1 protein-coding gene is annotated in these 566 nt (G+C 39.9%); it reads left to right on the top strand.

What is annotated here, in order from left to right; genetic code table 11:
* Positions 1-176: 176 nt before the first annotated feature.
* Positions 177-566, top strand: a 390-nt coding sequence (locus tag J1785_RS00355; protein ID WP_217218529.1) for a LysR family transcriptional regulator, incomplete at its 3' end; no start/stop codon positions are given.

The raw sequence follows: 566 nt of genomic DNA, 5'->3' as shown, positions 1-566 counted from the left end.
GGTATATCAATGGGTTATCTTGATACATTCTATTCTTACCCTATAAAATCCTTTAATTGTTAAAATAAGTTAATATGTATAGAAGCATTAACGGAACATGTTTATAACATAATACTGTGCAGGCTTTCGATTTTATGTCGTAATCGGAGAGCTTCAGGCTCTTAAGGATGCGCAGTATGAGCTATCTGGTTCAGTTACGAAGTTTTGTTGAAGTATACAAAGCTGGTTCGATTTCAAAAGCGGCAATGCGGTTGGGCATAAGCCAGCCTGCAATGTCTGCCCACATTCATTCACTTGAGGCTTTTACCGGGTGTGTTCCTCGTCGTTCACATGGTGTGGTGGCTACAGTGGATGGGGAGGAATTGGCGAGATTGGTGGCTTCAGATTTAGAAACGATTGAACTGAAGTTGTCGATGCTTAGATCACGTACAAGAAAGTCCTCGGGGACAGTATCTTTCATCGGGCCAGCAGAATTAATGTGGTCAAAATTACCGTACTTGGTGAAAATATTATTCAATGAAGGTATTAAATTTAAAGTTTTGACAGGAAATAGGAAGCGCATATAC

This window comes from Rahnella perminowiae, from assembly GCF_019049755.1.
Taxonomy (GTDB): domain Bacteria; phylum Pseudomonadota; class Gammaproteobacteria; order Enterobacterales; family Enterobacteriaceae; genus Rahnella; species Rahnella perminowiae.
Note: the sequence above shows the minus strand (reverse complement) of the source record. Positions and strands in the feature narration are given on the sequence as shown.